Source organism: Aestuariibaculum sp. YM273, from assembly GCF_030908365.1.
Classification (GTDB): domain Bacteria; phylum Bacteroidota; class Bacteroidia; order Flavobacteriales; family Flavobacteriaceae; genus Aestuariibaculum; species Aestuariibaculum marinum.
Genome location: NZ_CP133090.1, coordinates 284074 through 308589, shown reverse-complemented (window position 1 = coordinate 308589; position 24516 = coordinate 284074). Strand labels below are relative to the sequence as shown.

22 protein-coding genes and 1 pseudogene are annotated in these 24516 nt (G+C 34.3%); 13 read left to right on the top strand and 10 right to left on the bottom strand.

Annotated elements, in window-relative coordinates:
* Positions 1–80: 80 nt before the first annotated feature.
* Together RBH94_RS01190 and RBH94_RS01185 are read right to left on the bottom strand one after the other, a co-directional pair.
* Positions 81–467 (bottom strand): PUR family DNA/RNA-binding protein, encoded by a 387-nt coding sequence (locus tag RBH94_RS01190; protein WP_188223216.1) that lies wholly within the window; start codon positions 465–467, stop codon positions 81–83.
* A 164-nt stretch (positions 468–631) separates the two neighbouring features.
* A complete protein-coding gene (locus RBH94_RS01185) occupies positions 632–2389 on the bottom strand; it encodes an ABC transporter ATP-binding protein (protein ID WP_307882017.1) in 1758 nt (585 codons plus the stop codon).
* 278 nt (positions 2390–2667) lie between these two features.
* Between RBH94_RS01185 and nusB the strand changes: the two genes are divergently transcribed.
* From nusB to RBH94_RS01165, 4 genes are all read left to right on the top strand, one after another.
* On the top strand, positions 2668–3612 hold the full coding sequence (gene nusB / locus RBH94_RS01180; protein ID WP_241739508.1) for a transcription antitermination factor NusB: 945 nt from the start codon (positions 2668–2670) through the stop codon (positions 3610–3612).
* Between the two features lie 132 nt (positions 3613–3744).
* On the top strand, positions 3745–4200 hold the full coding sequence (locus tag RBH94_RS01175) for a DUF1573 domain-containing protein (protein WP_188223218.1): 456 nt from the start codon (positions 3745–3747) through the stop codon (positions 4198–4200).
* Between the two features lie 52 nt (positions 4201–4252).
* Positions 4253–4546 carry a preprotein translocase subunit YajC gene (yajC, locus tag RBH94_RS01170; RefSeq protein ID WP_188223219.1) on the top strand — a complete coding sequence of 98 codons (294 nt, stop codon included), beginning with the start codon at positions 4253–4255 and terminating at the stop codon, positions 4544–4546.
* A gap of 144 nt (positions 4547–4690) precedes the next feature.
* The gene (locus RBH94_RS01165) at positions 4691–4885 is read left to right on the top strand and encodes a hypothetical protein (RefSeq protein WP_307882016.1); all 195 of its coding nucleotides are present in this window, start codon (positions 4691–4693) and stop codon (positions 4883–4885) included.
* 115 nt (positions 4886–5000) lie between these two features.
* On the opposite strand, the gene RBH94_RS01160 is transcribed toward RBH94_RS01165, so the two are convergent.
* A complete protein-coding gene (locus RBH94_RS01160; protein ID WP_307882015.1) occupies positions 5001–5177 on the bottom strand; it encodes a hypothetical protein in 177 nt (58 codons plus the stop codon).
* A gap of 267 nt (positions 5178–5444) precedes the next feature.
* Here RBH94_RS01160 and RBH94_RS01155 point away from each other — a divergent pair, with 267 nt between their 5' ends.
* From RBH94_RS01155 to RBH94_RS01135, 5 genes and pseudogenes are all read left to right on the top strand, one after another.
* The gene (locus RBH94_RS01155) at positions 5445–5885 is read left to right on the top strand and encodes a GNAT family N-acetyltransferase (protein ID WP_307882014.1); all 441 of its coding nucleotides are present in this window, start codon (positions 5445–5447) and stop codon (positions 5883–5885) included.
* 26 nt (positions 5886–5911) lie between these two features.
* Positions 5912–6103, top strand: coding sequence for a hypothetical protein (locus RBH94_RS01150; RefSeq protein ID WP_188223222.1), 192 nt, complete (start codon positions 5912–5914; stop codon positions 6101–6103).
* A gap of 128 nt (positions 6104–6231) precedes the next feature.
* Positions 6232–7038 carry a pyrroline-5-carboxylate reductase gene (gene proC, locus RBH94_RS01145; protein ID WP_307882013.1) on the top strand — a complete coding sequence of 269 codons (807 nt, stop codon included), beginning with the start codon at positions 6232–6234 and terminating at the stop codon, positions 7036–7038.
* Between the two features lies 1 nt (position 7039).
* The gene (gene proB / locus RBH94_RS01140) at positions 7040–7810 is read left to right on the top strand and encodes a glutamate 5-kinase (protein WP_307882012.1); all 771 of its coding nucleotides are present in this window, start codon (positions 7040–7042) and stop codon (positions 7808–7810) included.
* Between the two features lie 16 nt (positions 7811–7826).
* Positions 7827–9029 (top strand): annotated as a pseudogene (locus tag RBH94_RS01135) (glutamate-5-semialdehyde dehydrogenase); the annotation flags it as partial.
* 6 nt (positions 9030–9035) lie between these two features.
* Here RBH94_RS01135 and RBH94_RS01130 read toward each other — a convergent pair.
* The 7 genes from RBH94_RS01130 to pepT all read right to left on the bottom strand — a co-directional run bounded on the left by RBH94_RS01130 (position 9036) and on the right by pepT (position 19779).
* On the bottom strand, positions 9036–9629 hold the full coding sequence (locus tag RBH94_RS01130; RefSeq protein ID WP_307882011.1) for a YdeI family protein: 594 nt from the start codon (positions 9627–9629) through the stop codon (positions 9036–9038).
* 9 nt (positions 9630–9638) lie between these two features.
* The gene (locus RBH94_RS01125) at positions 9639–12614 is read right to left on the bottom strand and encodes an AsmA-like C-terminal region-containing protein (protein WP_307882010.1); all 2976 of its coding nucleotides are present in this window, start codon (positions 12612–12614) and stop codon (positions 9639–9641) included.
* 167 nt (positions 12615–12781) lie between these two features.
* Positions 12782–14524 carry an amidohydrolase gene (locus RBH94_RS01120; RefSeq protein ID WP_307882009.1) on the bottom strand — a complete coding sequence of 581 codons (1743 nt, stop codon included), beginning with the start codon at positions 14522–14524 and terminating at the stop codon, positions 12782–12784.
* Positions 14525–14993: 469 nt separating this feature from the next.
* Complete coding sequence (locus RBH94_RS01115; protein ID WP_307882008.1) at positions 14994–16559, bottom strand: arylsulfatase; 1566 nt, start codon at positions 16557–16559, stop codon at positions 14994–14996.
* A 122-nt stretch (positions 16560–16681) separates the two neighbouring features.
* Complete coding sequence (locus RBH94_RS01110; RefSeq protein WP_307882007.1) at positions 16682–16957, bottom strand: hypothetical protein; 276 nt, start codon at positions 16955–16957, stop codon at positions 16682–16684.
* A 64-nt stretch (positions 16958–17021) separates the two neighbouring features.
* Positions 17022–18356, bottom strand: a complete 1335-nt coding sequence (locus RBH94_RS01105) for a kelch repeat-containing protein (RefSeq protein WP_307882006.1) — start codon at positions 18354–18356, stop codon at positions 17022–17024.
* 181 nt (positions 18357–18537) lie between these two features.
* A complete protein-coding gene (pepT, locus tag RBH94_RS01100; protein WP_307882005.1) occupies positions 18538–19779 on the bottom strand; it encodes a peptidase T in 1242 nt (413 codons plus the stop codon).
* A gap of 161 nt (positions 19780–19940) precedes the next feature.
* Between pepT and RBH94_RS01095 the strand changes: the two genes are divergently transcribed.
* From RBH94_RS01095 to RBH94_RS01080, 4 genes are all read left to right on the top strand, one after another.
* Positions 19941–20975, top strand: a complete 1035-nt coding sequence (locus tag RBH94_RS01095) for a quinone-dependent dihydroorotate dehydrogenase (RefSeq protein ID WP_307882004.1) — start codon at positions 19941–19943, stop codon at positions 20973–20975.
* A 78-nt stretch (positions 20976–21053) separates the two neighbouring features.
* On the top strand, positions 21054–21917 hold the full coding sequence (locus RBH94_RS01090) for a hydroxymethylglutaryl-CoA lyase (protein WP_307882003.1): 864 nt from the start codon (positions 21054–21056) through the stop codon (positions 21915–21917).
* A 146-nt stretch (positions 21918–22063) separates the two neighbouring features.
* On the top strand, positions 22064–23272 hold the full coding sequence (locus tag RBH94_RS01085; protein WP_307882002.1) for a DUF4856 domain-containing protein: 1209 nt from the start codon (positions 22064–22066) through the stop codon (positions 23270–23272).
* Positions 23273–23371: 99 nt separating this feature from the next.
* The gene (locus RBH94_RS01080) at positions 23372–24490 is read left to right on the top strand and encodes an imelysin family protein (RefSeq protein ID WP_307882001.1); all 1119 of its coding nucleotides are present in this window, start codon (positions 23372–23374) and stop codon (positions 24488–24490) included.
* The last annotated feature ends 26 nt before the right edge of the window (positions 24491–24516 follow it).

Sequence of the window (24516 nt, the reverse complement as noted above, 5' to 3'; positions counted from 1 at the left end):
TTGGTTAAGTTATAAATATAAAAAAAGTCATTAAACTTTTCGGATTAATGACTTTCTGTATGTTTTATTTTGACGTGATTTTAAATATCGTCGAAATCGATATCTGTAAAGTTTTCTGTAGATTGGTGTAATTCACCATTTTCACTAGCCGTTACTGTATCGTATTCTTTTTTGAAATCTTTTTGGTGACGCTCGCTAATCACTTCATCGCCTCTTTCATTAATAATGAAATCAGTCATTTCAGATAGAATTTCTTTAAACTCGGCAAAATCCTCTTTGTAGATATAGATTTTATGTTTCTTATAGTGGAAAGATCCATCGTCGTTAGTAAACTTTTTACTCTCAGTAATTGTTAAGTAATAATCGTCTGCTTTTGTCGATCTCACATCAAAAAAATATGTACGTCTTCCTGCTCTTAATACCTTAGAAAAAATCTCCTCTTTCTCCATCATATCATTATTGCTCATAGTTGTTAATAGAAATTATTTAAATATTCTTTCAGTACCAAAAATCTAAAAAAAAGTGTTATTAACCAACATTTTATAAGATTTCTTTTTAAAATCTCAGTTTTTGTTGCATTTTCTTAAAAGAAAACCAGGCTATGTTGTTGATTTTTAATTATTTAATATTTTTAATCAGAAGTGTTTTCGCTTAATTGTTTCAAATATAAGTGTTTGTAATAGCCTTCTTCGTTAATTAAAGATTCGTGCGTACCCTGCTGAACAATTTTGCCGTCTTCTAGAACAATAATTTTATCGGCATTTTTAGCTGAAGACACACGGTGGCTAACAATAACCGATGTTTTTTGTGCTGTAATTTTATTAAGTGTTTTTAAAATTTTCTCTTCAGTTTCGGTATCTACAGCCGACAGACAATCGTCGAATAGCAAGATTTTTGGTGTTTTAATAATAGCACGAGCAATAGAAACACGCTGTTTTTGTCCACCAGACAAGGTAATTCCGCGTTCACCTAAAACCGTATCATAGCCATTGTTGAATTTGATAATGTTTTTATGAACCTGAGCATTTTTGGCGGCTTCTATAACTTCTTCATCAGTGGCATTTTCTTTACCGAATTTAATATTGTTTTTAATGGTATCTGAAAAAAGGAAGGCGTCCTGCGGAACATAACCAATACTGTCTCTTAAATTGGTTAAATTATGTTTTTCGATGGAACGCTTGTTAATTGTTATGGATCCGGAATTGATATCATATAACCTACCAATAAGATCTAGAATGGTTGATTTACCGGAGCCAGTTTTTCCTAAAATAGCTAAAGTTTCACCGTTTTTAATATCGAAACTAACGCCTTTTAATGCCTGAATATTTGTGTCGTCGTAGGTGAAGGTCACATCCTTAAAAACAATATCACCAGAAACTTCAGTTTGTTCCTGAACATTATTTTTTATTTCAGGTTCTATTTTTAAAAATTCATTGATGCGTTTTTGAGAAGCTTCGGCCTGTTGCACTATAGATGTTACCCATCCTACGGTTGCCACTGGCCATGTAAGCATATTTACGTAAATAATAAACTCCGCAATAGTTCCTAAACTTTCTATTTGTCCGTTTATATATTGCATGCCTCCAACATAAATAACCAAAAGATTACTGGTACCAATAAGTAAAACCATCATTGGAAAAAACCAAGCCTGAACTTTTGCCAAACTAACTTGTTTGTTTTTGCTTTCTTCAGCTAAATTTTCAAAACTTTTTGAAGTTTGTGGTTCAATGCCGTAAGCCTTAATAACTGAAATGCCACTGAAGGATTCCTGTGAATAGGTTGATAGTTTTGATAAATACTGTTGTACAATAGTACTTCGGTTATGAATCTCTTTACTTAGTTTGTAGATGGCTACCGATAGAATAGGTAAAGGAATCACGGTATACATAGTAAGTAAAGGCGCCTCATTGTACATGTAAATTATAGAAATAATAAACAAAGTAACAGTATTAATGCTGTACATGATAGCCGGGCCAACATACATACGAACTCGACCTACATCTTCACTAATTCGGTTCATTAAATCACCAGTTCTATTCTTTTTGTAAAAGTTTAAAGATAATTTCTGGTATTGGGCGTAGACTTCATTTTTTAAATCGTACTCGATGTAGCGTGAAATGTTAATAATATATTGGCGCATAAAGAAGGTTAGTATAGCCCCAATAATGGCAGCACCAATAATGTAGAGGATAATTTCAAGGAGCTCACTTTTTATTACTTCTTTAGTTATTTTTCCATCTAGATAATTTTCTACTACAATAAAAATTTTCCGAACATAACGTGGCGTATATAGTAAAAAGATGCGAGCAATAATGGTGATTAAAATGCCCAGAGTCAGCTTCGTTTTATATTTTAAAAAGTATTTATTTAAGTGTTGTAGTTCTTTCATTTAAATCAATAATCTGCTATGAAGACGTATTTTATATACTAACAGGCAAATATACAGCATTAAAACAACAAAAGAATAACGAAGCTTTAAGCGATTTGTTAAATATAGATTAAAGTTGAAGCTATTTAAAACTGAGACAAAGCCTTTAAGTCCTAGTAGGCGATGAAATAATGAAGAAATAACTTAAAATATGAAGCAAATGTTTTAAAATAGTATTATTTTTGCAGCCTGAAACCAAATGATTTTTAGGTTAAAATAAATTTAAGTTCCTTGTAATTATGTTAAACAGAAGACATATACGTGTAAAAGTAATGCAAACCCTTTATGCTTATAAAGGAGGAGAAAGTGATGATTTTAGTAAAGATCAAAAGTTTTTACTGTTTAGCATAGATAATATGTACAACTTGTACTTATTAAGCATTTCCTTACTTCTGGAAGTACAAAAACGCGCTGAAAGCGACCTAGTAAAAAAGCAAAACAAAATTTTAGCAACTAAAGAGGATAAAGATCCTAACCGTAAGTTTGTTAATAACGAAGTGCTAAACTTACTTCAGGAAAATTACCAGTTAAAAAATCAGTTAGAAGTACATAATATCAACAACTGGCAGTTAGATGACGAGTATGTTGAGGTGATTTTTAAAGCCATCACATCAAGTGAATTGTATGAAGAATACATGAAAACCCGTGTATCTGATTTTAAAGAAGACAAAGCCTTTATCGTTGATGTGTTTAAAGATATTATCGCACCAAACGAGAAGCTTTACGAATACTTAGAAGATAAAAACTTAACCTGGTTAGACGATCTTCCAACGGTAAACACAACAATCTTAAAATTATTGCGTAAAGTAAAACCATCATCTCCGGAGACACATTTTACGCCAAAGCTTTATAAAGATTTAGACGATAAGCAGTTTGCTATCGATTTGTTTAAAAAGACATTATTAAATAGAACGGCTGTTAACAAGGAAATTGATAAAAAGACACAAAACTGGGATGCCGATCGTATAGCCAATATCGATTACGTGTTACTTCAAATGGCTATTAGTGAGATTAAGCATTTCCCTTCAATTCCTGTTAAAGTAACGATTAACGAATATTTAGAAATTGCTAAAGAATACTCAACACCAAAAAGTAGCATTTTTATTAATGGTATTTTAGATAAGCTGGTTAAAGAGTATGAAGATGCAGATTCGTTAAATAAAGTTGGACGCGGCTTGATGTAGAAGACCAAACAAAGGCCTTAAATGCGATAAAAACTCTTTTATAAAACAAAATAGTGTTAACGCACAAACAAAAATTTTTAAACGGGTAAATAATTTCTATTTTTACATCATTAATACTAAATAAATTTTACAATGAAAAAATTAATATTAGGATTAAGTGCATTAAGCTTAATAGCATTTACATCTTGCAAAGAAAACGCTGCTAAAAAAATAGAAGAGGCTAATGTAATTGCTGCGGCTGAAAGGGATGCAGTAGCATCGAAGTTTCCTAAAATTGAGTTCAATGAAACCGAGCACGACTTTGGTGAAATAGAAAAAGGAACACCAGTAGAAACCACTTTTACCTACAAGAATGTTGGTGAGGCGCCATTAGTAATTACCGATATTAAAAGTTCTTGTGGATGTACAGTGCCTAAAGATTGGAGTAGAGAGCCATTAGCTCCTGGAAAATCAGCTGAGTTTTCAGTAAAGTTTAATGGTAGCGGTGCTAATAAAATATCAAAAACAATTACAGTAACAGCAAATACAGAAAAAGGATCGGAAATTGTTAAAATTACTGCCTTTGTAAAACCTGAAGCTGCAGAGTAATTAGGGAACGTAACCAAGCTGTGTAAAACAGCATTAAACATATAGAATAATAATGGGAGAAGGAATCAGTAGTTTTTTACCGTTTTTACTAATGTTTGCGGTGGTATATTTCTTTATGATTGCACCACAAATGAAAAAAGCAAAAAAGGAGAAAAAATTCGCAGCAGAATTAAAACGTGGCGATAAAGTAATTACCAAAAGTGGTATGCACGGTAAAATCTTAGAACTTAACGACAAAGATGGAAGTTGCGTTATTGAAACTTTATCAGGTAAAGTTAAGTTTGAACTTTCGGCTATATCAATGGACTTAAGTGCTAAATTAAATCCAGCCGAAACTAAAAAGTAATTCGGTACTAATACATAACAAAAAAGGCTTCCTGTTTGCAGGAAGCCTTTTTTGTTTGTAATTACTACAGCGTAGGGTAAATTCTTGATAAGGTGTCTTGTTTATTGAAAACTTTCAACACAAGTCTAACGAAACATCTATACTATGAATATTATTCTATCCTTTATTTATGCATATCTATTAAGTTTAAACATTTCTCAAACTCAAAAGGAAGGTGATTTAAAACATATTCAATCTATTGTCATTGAAATTTCCTTTTGTAAAATGGGGTATTCATCTGTTTTACTAAAGAAGATATTACCAGGAGTAGAAAGTGAAAATGACCAAAAAAAGTCATGATACATGGGCTTTTTTGCTGATAATTGCATCGAAATATTAATTAATTTAATTTTTTTTTAATTTTTTTCAATCCTTTTAAATCGTAATGTTAAACGGTCCGCTAAAACGTTAAAATCTATTTTACATAATCTTTGTTAAGTGTTATAGCTACACGTGTTAAAAGCCTTTTGTTGTCTTCTGAAATCCGACTTAAATTATTGAAAATAAGCACTCCAATATCAGGTTTAATTAACAGTTCTTCACGTTCTGTTAGCGTTGTCTTAACGGTTGTGATTTGCTTTAAGTCTAGCATTTTCGTACATTTGCAGCATGGAAAAAGGTATTCACGAAATACAAAACAAACGAATTTTTAATTTTAACTTTCTGGTATTTAGAAACCAGTCCGATAAATTCATTCCACCAAGCACTTCTAATTAATTATTCAATTGTAAGACCAATGAGTCTTACCCGAACGCGTTATCGCAATTAATACTTTTTTCAAGTATTTAAGCTTTAATTAATTCTAACAAGATAAACGTATACCTATTAGCTTAGGTGTACCAAAAACTTATATCTGTTAATGACTATTAAAACATTTGATGCCTTTTCGAGGCTGTCAATTATTGATATAAATCGAATAACTAATTTTCTGTATCGCTATTCTGGAGAGTTTAGAGATACTAAAAGTGCCATTAGGAAATCTATTATGTACGCGGCCAAAGAAATACCCGGGTTAGGGGGCTATGTGTTTGTGGTAGAAAAAAACAATGAAATTGTTGGTGCTACCGTTGTAAACCGAACAGGAATGAACGAGTATATTCCTGAAAATATATTGGTCTATATTGCGGTTAAAGAAGAATACAGAGAAAACGGTATTGGAAGTGAATTAATTAAGTATACTAAAAAGTATTGCGATGGCGATATTTCAATTCATATAAATAAAGATAATCCGGTAATTAAATTATTTGAAAAACAAGGTTTTGAAACAAGAAACATTGAAATGAGATTGGTTAGAGATTAACCTATAATTACCAACAACTTCGACACATGAAAATCATTTACATAAAAAGAGAAACGAAATACGAAAAGCGCCATACAGTTAAAATGGGGGAATTAACCACCAAAGTAACTTATATAAAAAAATATTTGCTAGGCCTGCCTTTAAAAACATTACACAAATACCGTGAGACTTATTACGGAGAGGTTAAGGATTGTGGTGATTGTATGCTATTCGTATAATTCGTTTTTGTAAAACAATAAAAATTAAATAACTATAAAATAACTAATAGTTTCTAGTAGTTTCCGTAATTGGAAACTATAGGAGCGTTATGTCTAATCACTAAACATTTAATACGTAAACAAACAAAATGAAAGTACTAGTAATTGGAGCAGGTAACATGGGACTTACCTATGCCGAAGGGATGTCTAAATCCAAATTGTTAAAAAAGAAGAACATCATGGTTTTAGATAAATCTGAAGAAAAGCTTGAAGAGCTTCATCAAATTTCACACTTTGATGCTTTTAGCGAACTTAAAGATTGTGTGCCTCAGGCAGATATAATCTTTATAGCGGTTAAGCCATACCATGCGGAAAGTGTATTCCAAGCTATAAAGCCGCTTGTAAATTCGCAACAAATACTTGTTTCCATTATGGCAGGTGTTACTATAGCATCTATACAGGAAATTACAGGCTTAACTAAAGTTGTTAGAGCCATGCCAAATTTACCGGCACAAATAGGTAAAGGATTAACATCGTATGTTATTTCTCCAGACGTTTCAAGAATTGAAATGTTAACAGTAGAAAGCCTTTTAGATACTACAGGAAAATCTATTCAAGTAAGCAGCGAAAAATTTATCGATGCTTCTACAGGTATTTCAGGTAGTGGACCAGCTTATGTGTTCTACTTTATGCAAAGTATGATGGAAGCTGCTTTAAAAATGGGGTTTTCAAAAGAAGATTCAACCGTTTTAGTAAGACAAACATTTACAGGAGCTGTCGAGCTGTTTAACCAATCCAACTTATCACCTAATTCATGGATGGAACGCGTCGCTTCTAAAGGAGGAACAACACGAGCAGCATTAGACTCGATGGAAGACAATAATGTAAACGAATTAATTAAAGATGCTGCTTTTGCTGCTTTTAACAGAGCGGTAGAATTAGGTAAAGAATATTAATATGTACAAGGAAAAAATAGTGATTAAGGTCGGGACAAATGTCATGACCAACAGAGACAATAAAATTGTTAGACCCGTACTTAAAGAACTCGTAAGACAAATCGCCGAGCTTTACGAAAGAGATATCATGACCATTTTGGTGTCTTCTGGATCTGTAATTGCAGGTAAAGAGGTATTGGGAAAATCAAAAATTAAAAATAAAACGCAAAAGCGTCAGGTATATTCGGCCATAGGCCAACCGCGTATGATGCGTTTATACTATAATATTTTCCATGATTATGGAATGAAATGTGCGCAGGTGTTACCTACCAAACGCGATTTTAGTCCTGGAGTTCACCGTCAAAACATGATTAATTGTGTGGAGGGGTTATTATCTGAAGGCGTTATTCCTATTGCTAATGAAGATGATGCTGTTTCGGTAACCATGTCTATGTTCTCAGATAACGATGAATTAGCGAGTTTAATTGCACAGTTGGTAAATGCCGATAAGCTAATTATTCTAACAGATATCGATGGTTTATATACCGGACATCCAGACGCTGAAAGTAGTGATTTAATAGAAAACGTAAATCCAGACGAAAACCTGGATAAATATATTAAAGACAGTAATAAAAGTGAAGGTGAAGGCCGCGGAGGCATGGGCTCTAAATTAGACTATGCCCAGCAAGCAGCCTCAAATAACATCCCAACTTATATTGCTAATGGTAAAAACAACAATACCATTATAGATATTATAGACGGAAACTTTGTAGGAACTAAAGTATCTCTATAAACAAAACAAAAACAGAAAGATGAAATTATTATCAGAAGATAAGAAGAATGACGTATTAGTAAGTATGATAAAGCAAATTAAAGCTAATTATCCTGCTATACTTGAAGCTAATAAAAAAGATATCGAAGCCTTTAATAAAGAAGATCAGGCCATGTACGATCGTTTAATTTTAAACGAGAAGAAAATCGACGGCATGATTCAGGCTATTGAAGAGGTTCATGTACAAGCCGATCCAGTAGGAAAGGTTATTGAAAGTAAAACTTTGGACAGTGGTTTAGAGATCATTAATAAAACAGCACCGTTTGGTACTATTATGATTATTTATGAATCACGTCCTGATGTGACTGTTGAAGCGACTGTGCTGGCATTTAAGGCCAATAACAAAATCTTGTTAAAAGGAGGTAAAGAAGCCATCCATAGTAACAAAGCTATTGTTGAGCTTTGGCATAAGGCGTTAGCTGAAAATGATTTAAGTACCGATTATATCCAATTGCTAACCATGAACCGAGAGGAAACACAAGAGTTCTTAAGGAACCCAACAGAGCAGTTAGATTTAATTGTGCCTCGTGGAGGAGAGCGATTAATCAAGTTTGTAAAAGATCATGCTAAATGTGCTGTATTAGTCAGTGGACGTGGTAATAACTTTTTATATGTAGATCCTGAAAGTGACTGGCAACAGGTTATTAAAGTGATTTTGAATGCTAAGACTCATAAAATTTCGGCATGTAATGCTTTAGATAAGATATTAGTAAATACTAATATTGCCGATTATGAAAATAAATTAAAGGATTTAGATGCTATATTAAAGTCTAATGGGGTTTCTGTATTAGTAGATGCTAATGTACAGGAAGTGTTAAATGAAAACACCTTAATTCAGGACGAATCGGTTTGGTATGAAGAGTTTCTTGAGATGAAATGTCTTGTCGGAACGGTTGATTCACTTGAAGAAGCCATCAATCAAATCAACAAATATTCTGGCGGGCATTCTGCAACGATTATGACGACTAATAAAGAAACAGCGCAACAGTTTATGGAACAGGTAGATTGTGCTGCGGTTTATCATAATGCGTCCACTCGATTTACCGATGGCGGACAATTAGGAGCAGGAGCAGAGTTAGCTATTAGTACAGATAAATTACACCACCGCGGACCATTAGGTCTTAAAGAGTTGGTGACCAATAAATACTATGTTTATGGCGACGGCCATGTAAGAGCATAGTTAGGTTTAGCGATATTTGTCGTTTAAACCGATACCCTGCAAAACCAAGGGAATAATTTTTTCCATACGCGTTTGTTTCGTGATTTCCCGTTTTGCAGAGCTTATATACTCGCAATATTCGCGTTGTTTGTAAGTGGTAAGTGATTCGAAGCTTGTTTTAAAAGCAGCGTTATCACTTATCAAATCTTTTAATTCCAAAGGCATGCTAAGACTTTTAGTGTGCCTTTTTGGTTTTAATTCCTTGCCTAATTTTTGATTTTCAATAGCTTCTTTAACATAATTTAAAACCAAGTTTTTATCTATGTCTGTTATTGTTTGAAATCGCAATTGACGTAAAGCTTTGGTTTTATCTTCCTGTGCATTAACCAAAACCTTTTTTTCATCCTTAAGGAAAACACCATTAAAAAACCAGATACCAAAATGGTGTTTAAAAGCGCCTAAACCAATCACATTTTTGTTATTCAAAGTATATACGGGCGAACTCCATTTAATAGTTTCTTTAAGCTCTGTTAAATTAATAATCTCTCGTAGAAGTTCTAATTCATTTTTAAAAACAGGATGGAGTTCAATGTATTCTTCAACGGAAGTGACTTTTTCCATGTGCTAAACTTAGTTGTAATCTAATGCTTTTAAAATACGTTCTTTTTGTAAAAATACTGAAGAGTCTGCTTTTTTAATCAAGCGCTCTTTATCGGTAAAATAGTATTTATACTTCGCTTTTACCAGTTTTATATGGTAATCTGAAAAATTACTCCCAGAAATATCAACCCCCATTTTTATGGGAATGGGAGATTTAAGTACTGAAACATGATAGTCGTAACTCATGTCTATACGTTGTACGCCACCCAAGGCAATTCGGTATTTGTCGACTTCTAAAAGTGCTGGAAGAATTTGTACTTCCCCCTTTTTAAATTCTACTTCGGCATCAAAAGTCTTGACCGGGTTTTTTTGTTTGGGTTTAAAACTAATGGCTTTTGCGACATCATTAAAGGCTGGGTCGTTTATCACCATAATATCTCTGGCTTTTAAGGCTGCGACGCCTCTTAAGGTGGGGAGTTTAAAGTCTAAGTTTTCGTTTAAAAGTACATTACCTTTTATTCTAAAATCGGCTTTACCTTCAAACGATTTTATAGCAGGGAAGAGCGTATCCATTACAGGAACAACATCATTAATCTGGTTCATATCAATCTGACTGATATAAAATCTGAAATCCAGATTAGCTTCCGTATTGCTTTTAGGATTGTATTTCATATAGGCATCCATATTAGCAGATAAGGTGGTAAGATTAATGTTGTTCATATTTACTACGCCATCTTTTACTGTCATTTCACCATGAATATCATTAATGTTTATAAACCCCATTCTAAAGGCTTTAACGTAGGTTGAAAATTTAAAGTCACACTGTTTAGGTATTCTGAAAATACGCTTTCCAGGCGTTACATTGGCAGCTTTTACGGAATCTAAAACAACTTCGTCTTTAGCGGTAACAATTTCACCAGTTTCTGGTGGTGCTAAAGCCAGCATAAGTTGGTTGGCATCGGTAAAATTAGATTCTACTTTTAAATTTGCTGTGACCAGTTCGCCATTTTGGAAGCCTCTGGCATGTTTTAATTCTCCCGTAAGAGTCATGTCGGTATCACCAAAATTAATTTTAGTGCGGTTCAGTGTAATGTTGTCATTTACGAAGGCAATGCCAGATTCAGAAGTTTTTAAATTATAAACGTATTCTGGTGCATGGGCATAAATACTTTTAAATGATAAGTTTCCTGAAGGTTCCCATAAATTGGAAGGTGTTTTGCTAACCTTTAAGTGAGTTTGAGCTCCCATAATAGTCACGAATGCTGTTTTTTGTGATAAGGTAACGCTATCGGTAACAATTTCTGAAGCCATATGGGCTAAGTTTTTTTCAGATTTGGGAATAAACTCAGCATCCATTTTTAGGTTTTTTATATAACTGTAAATAGAATCGGTAGCCTGCATTTCAAAGTCTTGTAATGCAATATCGGCTTTAAACTGTGGTAGAGTGGTTGGCTTATCATCGGCTTTAAAATCAATATTCACCTGTTTCATACTAGTGTCTAACCATTGTTTATATTTTGCAACTGTATTGTAAACCACTAAAGTTGATGTAAGTGATTTAGCGTTATCTTCACCTTTATGAATTTTAAAGTTGATATTCTCAGAACTTACAACGGCTGAATCTTTTTGGGAACTAATAAGTAGGTCTTTAACCTGAACAATAGCATCTAAATTAACTTTATTAAAATGAAAATCTTCTAAGTCGGCGCTGTTGAAATCTGCTAATAAATCTGAGTGAATAGATCCTTTTAAGGTTACAGAAGGATGAACAGGGAAGTTCTTAGTTATAGTATTAAAATCAATATCTGCTATAGATTGAATATTGACGATGGGCTGTTTTGTAAGTTGCTTGATGTCGCCCGATATATCCATATTTATACCTGTCCCCAGTATGTTCAATGTTTTAATTTCGGAAAAGGATTCTTCTGGACTGTTTTGGTTGATATATGTGTGAATATCAGCATTCATATCTTCAATTTCACCCTTAAAGTTTTTATAAGCTATAGAACCGTTATCTATTTTGAAATAGCTGTTCACGACAGGAAAACTGTCTTTGCTATAAATGCCTTCTATGTGCGTTTTCAAGTTAATAGCACCTTTAGCTTTTAAGCCTTCCTGACTTAAAAAGCGAGGAGGAATAGTGTTGGTAATATTTTTTAAAGACCGGGTTGAAAGTTCACTGTCTATATTAACTTTAATTTTTTTGTGATGCGGGAACAGCTGGACATAACCTTTGTTTTCAAAATGCACATCGTTAATAGACACGTTGCTATTTTTAACAGTAAGTAATGTATCGGCGAATGTGAGTTCAAGGTCCGATTCTACCGAAATGTGATCCAGATTATAGGGGCGGCTTTTAGGTTTTGTTATGGCAATTCGGTCACTGTTTTTTTCAACTTCAAGTTTTATCCCAGTGTTCGTCGTTTTAGATTTTATCGATAAGTTCAGGTTTTCAACAGCATAATCAAGTTTCGACAAGCCATCTACAGCATGAGCTTCAGCGTTAGTTATAATGATTTTTGGAATATATATTTCTGAAGCTTTAATTGGTTTTTTCTCTTTTGAAGCACTGGTTGTGTCTGGTGAAATTTTTGCGAGATTGTTCCAGTTCGAGTTTCCTAAGGAATCGACATAAAAGAAAAGTTTCGGACTGTTAAGTTCGATGCTGTGTACGGCTTCTTTGCTTTTTTTTATTAACCCTAAGACACTTAGATTTACTCTGGCTTTTTTAAAGCGGATTAAAGTATCCTGCTTGTAAAACGATTTGTTAGGTAATAAAGCACCATTGGTAAGTTGTAAGGAAAATGTTGGAAAGCTTGAAAAATAGGTAAGTTCGATGCGTTCGCAATCAACTTTGCCTAATAATTCCTGATTGAGTAATTCCAAGGCTTTAGGTGTAACTTTTTCAGGTGTAATAATCACATTAAAAACAATAGCGATAGCAAGAAAAACCAATAAAATAATACTTAATAATGCTATTAAAAGGCGTTTAATCCATTTTTTCATGTTATAATTTATTAGTTGATAACCAGTAATTAAGGACTAATAAATTTATGAAATATTACTGAGGAAGACGATTAATCATACAAGTTTGTTAATATGAATATTAATAAAAAAAAAAGCACACCTTAGGAGAGGCGTGCTTCTAATACAGTTGTGTATTTGTTTAATAATTATTGCATTTTATAGACGGTTTGTCCTTCTTTAATAGATTCTAAAACTTGAATGGTGTTAATTTGTAAAGGATCTATTTTTAGAGGATTTTTATCCAGAATTACAAAATCGGCAAGCTTGCCTTCTGTAATGGTTCCTTTGTTGTTTTCTTCAAAATATTGATAAGCTGCCCAATCGGTTAAAGTTTTTAACCCTTCGTAGGCAGAAATTCGTTGATCTGGACCTAAAATCTTTCCACTTCTGGTAATTCGGTTTACCGTAGCATCTAAAACACGCATAGAATTAGGAAACGTTACTGGGGCATCGTGGTGAGATGTGATTTTTAAACCGGCATCAATAGCATCGCGACATGGTGAAATGTAATCGGCTCTGGGTTCTCCTAAAACCGATTCTACATGCCAGTCTCCCCAGTAAAAGGTATGCATAGGGAAAAGAGAAGGCATAATATTTAATCTTACCAATTCAGGAATTTGATCTTTACGCAATGTTTGTCCATGGATAAGCACGGTTCTATGGTCTGGGTATCCAAACTCTTTTTCAGCAGCATCAACAGCCTTAATGTATTGGTCTATGGCTGCATCTCCGTTGCTATGACATAGTATCTGCCATTTGTTGTTGAAAGCTGTTTTAACATAATTGATAGCTTTATCATCATCCATAATGGGGTAGCCTTCGTAACAACCTGTTCTGCCTTCAGGGTTAACATGGTAGCATTTGGTAAGCCATGCCGTTTTGCCTTGAGGAGAACCGTCCAAAGTTAGTTTAACACCACCTACTCTAAATTTGTTTTTGTATCTGTGGTTTGGTGCGTATTCACCCTCTAAAATATAGTCTGTGCCCAGAGTAATATCTGGATAGGCTACTACATCCATATAGTAAGCTTCATTGGTTGCAGCTTTTCTTAATGCGGCTAACTGTTCCTTTGTTGTCCGTCCGTCCTGTGCAGTAAGATATCCTTTTTTAGCATACTCATCTTGTCCTTTTTTGATACATTTAGCCGCCATTTCATCATCCATTTTGCCTAACAGAGGAATTAAAACTTTGAAAAAAGCAGCTTCTTCTAAAACACCATTAGGATTTCCCTGGTTATCCTTTCGAATTACACCGCCCTCAGGATTTGGAGTGCTAGCATTGTAATTCATTAATTCTAATCCTTTGGTATTAATCGATGCTAAATGTCCTGATTGGTGAATGATAAGAACAGGTATGTCTGTGCTAACTTTATCTAAATCGGTTGCTTTAGGATGGTCTTTTTCATCTAACTGGGAATCATCATAACCGTTACCAATAATCCAGCCTAATTTAGATAACATATACTTCCCATCCTCTGTGTTTTGGTAAGTTTTTAGTGTTTGAACAATCCTTTCGTAATCTTTTCCTGATCCATCAGGAGGAGGTAATACATTTGCTGCAAGTGCTGTGAACCCTACATTGTAAAAATGACCATGTCCGTCTAAAAATGCGGGTACCATAGTTTTACCCATTAAATTCACTTCTGAAGCTTTACCTTGGTAGGTTTTTAAAGCTTCATTTTTCGAACCTACGAAAACAATTTTTCCTTCGCGTTCTACAACAGCTTCAGCATAAGCAGGAGAATCTCCTTCCATTGTTAAAATATCACCACCAAAAAAAATGGTCTGTCTTAATTGGTAGGGTTCGGCAACTGGCGTTACTTTTTGTTGTTTTTCTTTACATGATACTAGTAGTAGTGGGACAAATAGAATAGTGAAAAGTTTTTTCATGATTTGTTAAGTTTTATAAAAGTAATCATGAAGTTAATTTACGAAAATTAAGTCGGTTTTATTTATTTTTGATATTGTATTTGAGGTAGTTAGGTTAGGTTTAAGTGAAGGGTATTCGTTTTAGGGTGTATATGAGTTGGTATGTGCTTTTGAATATTAAACAACAGCAAGTATGGAAACTACAATTATTAAATTTATAGTAATGGCCGCAATGTTTATACTGAGATGCGATTGATAGTTTTTTAGTCTTTTTCTGAAAAGAAAGTCCATGACTATAAAAAATAAGGAAGTTAAAATAATGAGTACTGGGATTACAAAACCTATAGGAGGTGTATGGCTACCGCCAATACCATCAGTTATTATAGAGTATATTGTAAATAATAAACTGATGGTATAAAGAATGAATTTTATAGGTCTATAGGTTTTATTCATTTCAAATATGTGCTCTAATACATAAAATAGAAAACGTTTACTGGGTTACAAAATCTATTTGTTCCCATGTAAAATCAATAGCGTCATTTGATTGTGGTTTTCCAGGTGTGCTTCTGCCTTCTTCAATATATTTTATTAATAAAGCCTTTAATTCTTTTACTTTGTCAGGTTTATTAGCTTCTAAATTGGTTGTTTCTCCCGGGTCGTTCTCTAAGTTGTATAACTGTATTTTAGGTAAGGTTTCAATAACTTCTTTATTGCCTGGTTTAGGATAACTCCATCCTCCAGATCCTGGACACATCGTTAATTTCCAGTCGCCTTGTCTAATGGCAAAACTTCCATTAATAGAATGATGAACTGTAGCTTCGCGTGTTGGTTTTTTAGGATTTGTTTTTTTAAATAGAGGTAACATGCTGTAGCTGTCTTCACCTTCGCTATCTGATAATTTGTAGTTTGTAATATCGGCAGCAGTAGCCATGAAATCGGTAGTACAGATAATATCGTTAGATACTATGCCTTTCTTAATATAATCTGGCCATTTAACAATAAAAGGAACACGGTGTCCGCCTTCAAAAATATCAGCTTTATGCCCGCGGTACTTGTCACTTGGATAATGACCTAATTCCTCTAAGCCTTTAATATCCGCTGCAGGAGAGCAGCCGTTGTCACTTGTGAACACTACTAAAGTATTGTCTTCAATGCCAGCGTCTTTTATAGCTTTTATAAGTTGTCCCATATAATCATCCACCATCATAACGAAATCACCGTAAGGATTCAAATTACTTTTACCCTGCCATTCATCGGTAGGTAAAATAGGGGTGTGGGGTGATGGTAGTGCCAGATATAAGAAAAACGGTTGGTCCGTTTTTGCTTGCTCTTCAATATGTTTAAACGATTTTCTAAAAAAATTAGGGGTTACATCTTCATGAATAAAGTCTCTTGATGTTGGGCCTTTTCGCCACCAATGAAATTTACCACCTCTTGAAGACACCGTGTCCGGCACCTGTGTAGGCATTCCGTTTTCAACATATACATAAGGCGCCATGTCTAGAGAACCGCTATGTCCGTATGAGTAGTCGAAACCAAGTTCTTTAGGTCCGTTTTGTATAGGTTTAGAAAAGTCAATATTATCAAAATCTTTAGCGTCCCAACCTTCTTTTGCAGGAGCATTTTCATCTTTTAACGCCCAGTCCCAGCCTAAGTGCCATTTACCAATAAACGCAGTGTGATAACCTTGTTGTTTTAGCATGTAAGCTACCGTAGTGCGCTTTGGTGAAATTAGCGCTTTGGAATTTCCAGTAAGAACCCCCGATTTTAATGTGCTACGCCAGTTATATCGACCAGTAATAATACCATATCGAGTTGGTGTACAAACAGAAGATGAGGTGTGGGCATCGGTAAACATTAATCCATCTGCTGCCAATTGGTCAAGATGGGGTGTTTGTATTTTACTATTTGTATTATAAGCAGAAACATCACCGTAGCCCATATCATCTGCTAGAATGTAAATGATGTTTGGTTTTTTTGCTTTTTTAATGTCGTTTTTTAGAGGTGTAATACTTGTAAATGTTATAAAACTTATAAGCAAAGTGATGATTTTCATACTGAAAGAAAAAAATTATGAATTAATGTAGTTCAAGTTTATAAAATACGTGACGGTTTAGCAATAAACTTCGACGGACAGAGCGTTTTGAACAGTGAAAGTGTTATTTAATGTATTTTATCTTAATTATTATTGTATAGGGCTATTGTGTCTATTAACGCGATTACAAAGAAAACAATAAATAACAAAAATCCAACAGGAATAGTAAACATACCCAGCCAAGGCAGCACCATCCAGCTGCAATTGCCTTCATGACAAGGTTCTCCTGTATTTAATTCGGTTATCCAGGCACCAATTAGCCCAATAATAACGGGAGCTAAACCAATAAAGACAATAAGAAAAGTTAAGAACGGTACTCGTGTTAACAGGTGTTTTTTGCGTTTTACAATAAGGGGCATAGCATAGGTTTAATAGTTTGGGTATTTGGTAAAAATACTATTATTCTAATAATTCGATGTTATTTTAAATTCGTTTTGTAGATATTATAGTGGTTGTTTTAAAGTCATGGATGTTTATTTTGTAAACATTAGAAGATGGCGTCTTTGTATACTCATCTTCTATATTTCCACCCAAAAGATACAGATGATTGTCATAGTAATGCATTTGAGCATTTTTTAAATATAGGTTGATCTTATAGGTGTTAATGACGTTGTTTTCGGTGTTATAAGTGAGTATTTTATCTTCGTTAAAAATGTAAATAATATTTTCGTAAAACGCTAAAGAAGGGCGTTTCATAGGGAAAGGTAAATGGGTTTCGTGTTTCCAGATGCCAGACTTTATATTGTAAGATTCAATTGTGTTTAAAGGGGTTTTGTTAAATCCACCGATGAGATATATTATATCTTTTACAAGGATGCCATTAACTTCTTTTGGGGTTTTCATAGGTGCTAGTTCATACCATTTTCCTGAAGAGATATTAAAAATATGAGAGCTATTGGTGTAGACTTTTTCTCCATTTGATTTTTGTCTTACGGAGCCTCCTGTAACAATAATGTTATCGTTAAATGAAAAGGCAGCGAAATTTACGGCCTGGTGCGGATTGGTATGGTCTACTATAATCTCATTAGAATTTATATCGAAAACCTCTATGTTATTACCCAAATATTCACGCTTTCTGCTTAGCGATAAAGTTTTACCTCCCAAGACGTAAATTTTATTATTTACATTTACTAGTTTATGATATGCTCTTGGTTCAAATTCTAAATCTTTACTTTCCCAAGTATCGTTTTCTATGTTGTAGATTTGAAGTAAATCACTATAGTTTTCCCAGGTAAAGTTGTCTTTAAGTGTTCTTAAAAACTCTCCATAAGCAAGTGAGTTGTCTAGCGCCTCTTTTTCTGCATCATGATAAAAACTAGCGTCACCACCAATAACATATAATTTGTTTCCAACTCTTGTGGAACCAAAATTATATATGGCTCTTTTTAGTGGGGCTAATTTTTTAAAGGGTATTGAAGGTTTTAATTCATTTTTGTTGTAAACGGTTATTTCATTTAATAATTCCGTTTGTTTTGATAAATGAACAATGAAATTGATAGTCTTAAGTTCTGAAACTACATATTGCTTTGTAGTATAACCAATAGAAGAAAAGATAATGGTGTCTGAAAGGGTTAGGTTTATTTGAACAGGTACATTATAAACCCCTTTTTTATTTGTTGTTGTTCCTGTATTTTGTTTTTTTAAGTAGATTGTTACATTTTCCAGTGGTTCATTGGTTTGATCATCTAATACCTTTCCGCTTATCGTTTGTGTATAAGCTGACAACGTAGAGAACAGTATGAGTACCAATAATTTCATTTAGAAAAGCGTATATCATAATTTGTTAAAAAATCAACTTAAAGATACGTAATATTCTTACTTAAGTGAAATTTAATTACTTGATATTTAGTTGTTTGGGTTTTTTTAGGTCAGCTGGTCTTACAAAAAAACGCCTGAAAGTTTAGTCTCAGGCGTTTTAAATAAATATAGTGAAATATGTTTATTGTTGTTTTAAAGCGGTAAGTTCAGCTATTTTGCAAATCACTTCGGTTGCTTTAATCATACTTTCTACAGGAACGTACTCGTAACGTCCGTGGAAGTTATGGCCACCAGCAAAAATGTTAGGACAAGGTAGGCCCATGTAGCTTAACTGAGATCCATCGGTACCACCACGAATAGGTTTAATAAGAGGCGTAATGTCTAATTGTTTCATAGCTTCTTCGGCAATATCAACAATATGCATTACTGGCTCTACTTTTTCACGCATATTAAAGTACTGGTCCTTAATGTCGGTGGTAATGACTTCACGACCGTATTGCGAGTTTAGCTCATCAGTTAATTTTCTTAAGACTTCTTTACGAGCCTCAAAATGACCTAAATCGTGATCACGGATAATGTATTCTAAAGTTGTTTCTTCAACTTTTCCTTCAACAGAACTTAAGTGGAAAAACCCTTGATAACCTTCAGTATGTTCCGGTGTTTCAAAACGCGGTAGCGAATTAATAAATTCCTGAGCAATATACATAGAGTTTACCATTTTCCCTTTGGCATATCCAGGGTGTACAATTTTACCCTTTACTTTTACTACAGCACCGGCTGCGTTAAAGTTTTCGTATTCTAATTCTCCAATTTGGCTACCATCCATGGTGTAAGCCCAGTCGGCACCAAACTTTTCTACGTCGAATTTATGAGCACCACGACCAATTTCTTCATCAGGGGTAAAGCCAACACGAATAGCACCGTGTTTAATTTCAGGGTGGTTAATAAGATATTCCATAGCTGAGACAATTTCGGTAATACCGGCTTTATCATCGGCTCCTAAAAGGGTGGTTCCGTCTGTAGTGATTAAAGTTTGACCTTTGTATTGCAACAGGTCTTCAAAATAATCTGGTGATAAAACAATGTTTTCAGCAGCATTTAATACGATATCTTTTCCATCGTATTTTTCAATAATCTGTGGTTTTACATTGGCACCAGTAAAATCTGGAGACGTATCAAAGTGAGAGACAAACCCAATAACAGGTACGTGATAATTTACGTTACTCGGCAGAGTTGCCATAATGTATGCGTTTTCGTCAATAGTAACATCTTCCATACCAATAGCTTTTAGTTCTTCAGCAAGCTTGTTAGCTAAATCCCATTGTTTTTCGGTACTTGGTGTGGTTTCAGATTTTGGATCCGATTCGGTGTCTACAGTTACGTAACTAACAAATCGGTTTATAATATGTTCTTTAGAAATCATATTAAAGACAGTTAAATGGATTAAATTTTAGTGTATTCTGGTATAAAATATACCCCAGTGATTTTCAGACTTCAAAAATACGATTATTAATTTTTTTGCTTTTAGATTTTACTGATTTTTTATTTAGAAGAATTAAGAGTACTTTTGCACAAATAATCGAGATGTATAAATTATTACTTCGTCCCATATTTTTCGCGTTCGATCCGGAAAAGATCCATCACTTTACGTTTTCATTAATAAAAATCACCTCTAAAATACCTGGTTTTAAAGCCATATTTAGAAGCTTGTATGTGGTTAACGATGCCCGTTTAGAGCGTAAATTATTCGGCTTAACCTTTAAAAACCCTGTTGGTCTTGCTGCTGGTTTCGATAAAAATGCAGTCTTGTATAACGAGTTGGCAAACTTTGGTTTTGGTTTTATTGAAATTGGAACCGTAACGCCAAAGGCACAGCCAGGAAATCCGAAAAAGCGTTTATTCCGTTTAAAAGCAGATCAAGGCATTATTAACCGTATGGGTTTTAATAATGAAGGTTTAGAAGCGGCTATTGAAGCTTTAAAGAAGAATAAAGGAAAGTTAGTTATTGGTGGAAATATTGGTAAAAACACCAATACGAAGCCAGAAGATTATACTAAAGATTACTTAGAATGCTTTAATGCCCTGCATCCGTATGTTGATTATTTTGTGCTTAATGTAAGTTGCCCGAATGTAGGGAGCCATGCCAAATTAAATGATAAAGATTATTTAGAAGAATTGATCGGAGCCGTGCAAAATGCAAATAAAAATTTCGACAAGCAGAAGCCTATTCTTTTAAAAATTGCACCAGATTTAAATAATAATCAGCTTGATGAAATTGTAGAGTTAGTGCAGGATACAAATTTGGATGGCGTTATTGCCAGTAATACGTCTACCGATAGAAGCGGACTTAAAGCAAGTAAAGAGCAGTTAGCCGAAATTGGTAACGGTGGTTTAAGTGGCCAACCAATTAAAGCGAAGAGTACGCAAACAATTAAGTATTTGGCTGATAAGAGTAATAAATCGTTTCCAATTATTGGAGTTGGAGGTGTTCACTCGGCTGATGATGCGCTTGAAAAGATTAAAGCCGGAGCCGACCTAGTTCAGGTTTACACCGGATTTATTTATGAAGGCCCAAGTTTAGTCAAGTCAATTAACAAGGCTATTCTTCAAGAGAAATAAACGAAATCCCTGGTTCCTTTCCTGAGTTTGATTAAAAAAATGTACTATTTTTATCAATCTGTTATATTAAATTAATCAATGTCAAGTCCGATAAAAATTATTGAATGTCCGCGTGATGCCATGCAAGGCATCAAGGCTTTTATTCCTACAGAAAAAAAGGTCCAGTATATTCAGTCTTTGTTACGTGTAGGGTTTGATACGATTGACTTTGGAAGTTTTGTCTCACCTAAAGCGATTCCTCAAATGGTTGATACTGCTGAGGTTTTGGCACAATTAGATTTAAGTAAAACGAAGAGTAAACTGCTTTCTATTATAGCGAATACCCGAGGCGCAACCGATGCCAGTGTGCACAAAGAGATAGATTATTTAGGGTATCCGTTTTCAATATCAGAGAATTTCCAGATGCGTAATACGCATAAAACTATTGCTCAATCGGTAGTGACGCTTCAGGAAATTTTAAATATAGCCGATAGAACCAATAAAGAAGTCGTTGTTTATATTTCTATGGGCTTTGGAAATCCTTATGGCGATCCTTGGAATGTTGATATTGTAGGGGAGTGGACCGAGCGCTTGCATAAGATGGGCGTGAAGATTTTATCGTTAAGTGATACTATTGGTAGTTCGAATCCGGAAAGTATTCAATATTTGTTTTCGCATTTAATTCCGCAATACTCACAAATAGAATTCGGAGCGCATTTACATACGACACCAGCAACCTGGTTTGAAAAAATTGATGCAGCCTACAAGGCGGGATGTAAACGATTTGATGGCGCTATTCAGGGGTTTGGTGGGTGTCCAATGGCAAAAGATGAATTAATAGGGAATATGCCTACCGAAAAATTACTATCCTATTTTACTTCAAAACAAAATAACAACTTAAATGCATTAAGTTTTGAAAGTGCTTTTAACGAGGCATCTAAGATATTTAAAACCTATTTTTAGATTCGTTGAAAAATTTTCAATGTTAGTCACTTAAAAAAATAAAAATATCACTTTATTTATTTTTAATCTAAATAAACTTTGGCTATTTGTTAAAGAGTGTTAATTTTGCAGACGTCAATTAATTTATACTAAGTCTAAATAAAAAAATGAAAAAGTTTTTATCGATGGCAGCTGCGGCTGTGGTCTTATTTGTATCGTGTTCAGACGATGATAATGAATCAAATAATATTCAGAATCCAGCAACGTATTCTTTTACACGAAATGGGGAGTCGACCGTAAGTTTTGGAGGTCAAACCACAAGAATAGCTATGGCAACCGAATTGGTTTCTGCTTTAAGTGTTTCTACTAATACAAAAGAAGATTTGTTAGCTATGTTTAACCACCAGTTAGGAGAGCCAGACTTTACTGATGTAAATCTAAACACTTCCGATAAAAATGTTCGTAGCAAAGTAGCAGCATCAGCAGACTTTTTTGCAACAAACACAACTGATGCAATTGCAATTAAAGCAGATTTTGATTCTTGGATTTCAGAGCAGGCAGATAACGTATTTGTGAACTGGAATGTTTCAGCCGGGGCAGGTGTTGCAGGTAATATGCAACAGCTAGGAAGTACGACAGTCCGCTATTTTAATGCTAAAGGTCTAGAGTTAAACCAGGCGGTTGCCAAAGGTTTAATCGGCGGTTTAATGGCAGACCAGATGTTAAACAATTATTTAAGCGATGCGGTACTTGATGCAGGTGCTAACGTTACTAATAATGATAGTGATGTGGTTGAAGAAGGGAAGTCTTATACTACTATGGAGCATAAATGGGATGAAGCTTATGGATACCTTTACGGAGCGGAAGAAAATCCTGCGAGTCCGGTTTTAGATGCTGACCGTTTCTTGAATACTTACTTAAGACAAGTGAATGACGATGCTAATTTTGCTGGTATTGCCGATGAGGTTTACCAAGCTCTAAAATTAGGTCGTGCAGCGATTGTTGCTAAAAACTATACCGTTCGTGATGCTCAGGTAGCAGTAGTGAGGGAAAATATATCGAAGGTAATTGCAGTGCGTGCGGTACACTATTTACAGGGCGCTAAATCGGATTTGGAAGCAGAAGGAACTGTTGATTATGCGCATGCGTTCCATGAGTTATCAGAAGGTTTTGGTTTTGTTTACAGTTTGCAATTTACTAGAAAACCAGGTACCGATGTACCTTACTTTACACATGAAGAAGTGAACGCTTATGTTGATGCGTTATTGAATGATAATACTAATGGGTTTTGGGATGTGACGCCTGAAACTTTAGATACTATTTCCGCTGAGATAGCAGCAGCATTTGGTTTTACAGTTGAAGCAGCCGCTAACTAAGCGAATAATATTAGTTTTTTCTAAAATAAAGCAGGTGGAATTTGTATTTGTTCCATCTGCTTATTGATATTTGCAAAATATTTAAGAACACAGTAGGTTATGATTAAAAAAGTTGTTTCTATACTATTTATATCGCTTGTAGTTGTAGCGTGTAGTAGCTCTGGTGGTGGAGAAAGTAAGCCAACAGATGATTTTGACAGACAAACCATGTTAGTTAACTGGGCTGATAATATAATTATTCCGGCCTACGAGGATTTAGATAGCAAGTTAAGCGCATTGGTTGCGGCTAAAAATACCTTTACAGTAACAGCCGATCAAACCAATTTAGAAGCATTGCGTACAGCTTGGTTAGATGCTTATAAAGTGTGGCAACATGTTGAAATGTTTAACATTGGTAAAGCAGAAGTAGATTATTACAGTGCTTACATGAATATTTATCCAGCTAGCGTAACTGAAATTGAAAGCAATATAGCTAATGGCGGTTATGATTTAGGTTTGGCTAACAATCAGGATGCCGTTGGTTTTCCAGCCTTAGATTATTTATTACATGGCGTGGCGGCAGATGATACCGCTATTTTAGCAATGTATACTACAAATGCCAATGCAGATGGTTATAAACTGTATTTAAGTGATGTGGTTAATGAAATGAAGTCACTAACCGAAGCGGTATTAGCCGATTGGACAACGTCGTACAGAACTACTTTTGTTAACAGTACAGCAAATACAACAACAAGTTCAACAAACAAAATCACTAACGATTTTATTTACTATTTCGAAAAGGGGTTACGAGCGAATAAGTTTGGTATTCCAGCGGGGATTTTTTCAGGAGGTGTTTTGTATCCCGAGAAAGTAGAAGCGTATCACAACCAAGAGGTGTCTAAAATTTTGGCATTAGAAGCTTTACAAGCAAGTCAGGACTTTTTTAACGGGAAAGCCTATAATGGAACTTCAGACGGCAATAGTTTTGATGATTATTTAGATTATTTACAAACCATTACCGATGGTGAAGATTTAACAGCGTTAATCAATAATCAAATGAATGCTGCCCGTACTCAGATTCAAATGGTAGATGTTAATTTTTCCAATCAGGTAAATACAGATAATACTAAAATGACCTTGTCTTATGACGAGTTACAAAAAGTTGTTGTATTACTGAAATTAGATATGGTACAGGCTATGAATATTAGTGTTGATTATATTGATGCTGATGGTGATTAGTAACATGTTAAAATAAATGATTTAAA